Origin of the sequence: Deinococcus arcticus (assembly GCF_003028415.1) — a bacterium.
Classification (GTDB): Bacteria; Deinococcota; Deinococci; order Deinococcales; family Deinococcaceae; genus Deinococcus; species Deinococcus arcticus.
Map to the genome: position 1 here is coordinate 1 of NZ_PYSV01000045.1, position 2447 is coordinate 2447.

The window sequence follows — 2447 nt, forward strand, 5'->3', positions numbered from 1 at the left end:
GAAACGAGCCAACTCGATTACCCTTGTACATACGCACTCTCCTTTCGCTGACGGGTCTCCATCGCCGCTCGCTGCGCATTCCATCGGTCATGGGCGTGCTCTGCCGGGGGTTTTGCACGCCGTGCTCTCAGCCGAGTCAATTCCTGTTCATCGGCCCAGATCCACCAGCGGCGACCCTCCTGGCGACCCTGGAGCTGTCCATATTTCAACCAGCTGTACAGCGTCACACTGGGCATGGCCAGTGTGACGGCCAGTGCCGTCAAGGTCCACCAATCGCCCTGCCGAGCCTGGTCTTTTGGTGTCACTGGCCCCTGAGTCCGGGAAATGGCCAGACCGAGATCTCTCACCAATCCCCGGACCTGATCAGCCTGCCAGACCTGTGTGCGCTTCGCGGGCCGCAGTTCCAACCGATTGAGCTCATCGGCAATCTGCTGCCCTGACTTTCCCTCCTGAGTCAGTTGCGAGACCACTGCTTTGAGTTCTGGGTAGTAACTCAGCTGGGTGATGCGCGCGACAGGGCGCGTCACTGTGCTCCGCGTCACGCATCCACCTACCCAGTGAATGTCCACGCTCAACTGCTCATCGGCACGAATCGACGACACCACGACGCGGTCAATGACCAACCGCAGGATCTCCTTGCGTTCTGATGTGGAGGTGGTCGGTGCCGACCACAAGGCCGGGAGATCTTCAGCCAGTTCGTGAATGTCTTGGATTTCCTGGGCCGTCAGGGGATGTGCGCGGTGGTGCTGGACCCGGGCAGCGTCTTCTTGCAGCTGACGCTGCGCGGAAAGGGCGTCCTCCCAGGCGCGTTCCAAGGAACGCGCCACCAACCGGTGTTCGGGTTCCACCATCTGATACTGCCGCTGAGCGCGTTGCACCTCGTAGGCCGCACGCTCGAGTTGCTGCGTCCAGTGCTTCATCAGGGCCACGCGCTCCTCCTCCATATGGTGCTGGACTTCCAGAGACAGCGCGAGGTTGGCTGGACCAAGTGCTTCAAGAACCTGGCTGACCACCCACGCATCCAACCCGGAGCCCGCACAATGCAAGCAGTTGGGCTCCGCGTAGTTACTGGTTTTCCAGGTGCAGGCGTACGACTGGCGCGCGCCCTGGTACCGGACGCTCAATCGGTTTCCGCAATGACCACAGACCAAGAGGCCCCCAAGCAGCGCCGCGCCTGACCTTGCGGTTCCGGATTGGCCAGCGACATTTCGGTTGGCACTGAGCTGCGCGAGGTTGGCCTGGTACTGCGTCCAGCTGATGTAGGCCGGAACCCGGTCCCGCAGGCAAACGTGCCAGGCGTCCATTGGCATGACCACTCGCCCCGTTGCCGGCCGATTTGACTGCTTGCGTCGGGCGTCGGTCTGCCGACGCCCATAGGTGTAGGCCCCCGCATAGATCGGGTGATGCAGCAGGTTCTGCAGGGTAACGCGGTTGGGACGACGCCACTCGAGTCGCGCGTCAGCGCGACTCTGCAGCCGAACGCCGATGTGCAGCTGATGCGTGACGAGATAGCGCAGGACGGCGTGAAGGGTGCCCAGCTCGTCGAACTTCCGGAAGATCAGGTGGATGACGTGTTGCACCTGTTCATCAGGATCAAACTGAACGCGTCCGTCCGGGGCCAGGACATAGCCGGTCGGGAGTCGATTGTGCAGTTCCCCTCGGCGGGCTTTGCTCAGTTTGCCCTCGTGCAGTCGATTTTTGAGGATGTGAAGTTCCGCTTCGCTCATGGTGCCCTTCAACCCGAGGAGAAGACGATCGTTGTAGTCATTTGGATTGTACAGACCGTCGATGTCGGCGATCAGGGTGCGGAAGAGGGCACACACTTCCAGCAGCTGGTGCCAGTCGCGGTTTGAGCGAGCCAGTCGACTCATTTCAATGCCAAGAATCAGCCCGACATGCCCGAGACTGACTTCTGTGACCAGGCGCTGGAATCCTGGGCGTCCGGCCGCAGAGCTGCCGGACTTCCCGAGATCATCGTCAATGACCAGAATGCGCTCCTGTGGCCAGCCGAGGGACTGTGCGTAGTCGACCAGCGCGTATTGCAGCCGGGTGGACTCCTGGTGCTTCTGAAGTTGGCCGAGGGTGGATTGCCGGACGTACACCACGGCCAGCGCCTCCAGGTGCCCGGGTTGAATTTTCTGCTGACTGAGTGCTTTACCCACCGTCGGGTGCGTCACTGGACCTCACCTCCACAGGAGGTGAGGGACTCGTGGTCAGCTGCCGCTCGACCAGACGGGCCAGGAGAGAGAGCAGCCGCTGTTGGTGGGGCCGCGGGAGATTCACCCAGAGTGGCGGCGGGGGGGGACACTGGGATCAGGCATAAAGCACCTTCCTGTGAAGCGCTCTTGGCGCGTGAGACGAAGGCGACCAGTCGACGCAGGCCGTCAAGTCCGATCATAGGTGCTGCATCCGTTGTGTCTACAGGTGTATTCCCATTGGTACGTGGA

General features: G+C 61.7%; 1 protein-coding gene. It reads right to left on the reverse strand.

The genetic code is table 11. The annotated features are described in order from the left end of the window. Positions 1-17: 17 nt before the first annotated feature. Positions 18-2177 (reverse strand): recombinase family protein, encoded by a 2160-nt coding sequence (locus C8263_RS18670; protein ID WP_107139607.1) that lies wholly within the window; start codon positions 2175-2177, stop codon positions 18-20. Between the last annotated feature and the right edge of the window lie 270 nt (positions 2178-2447).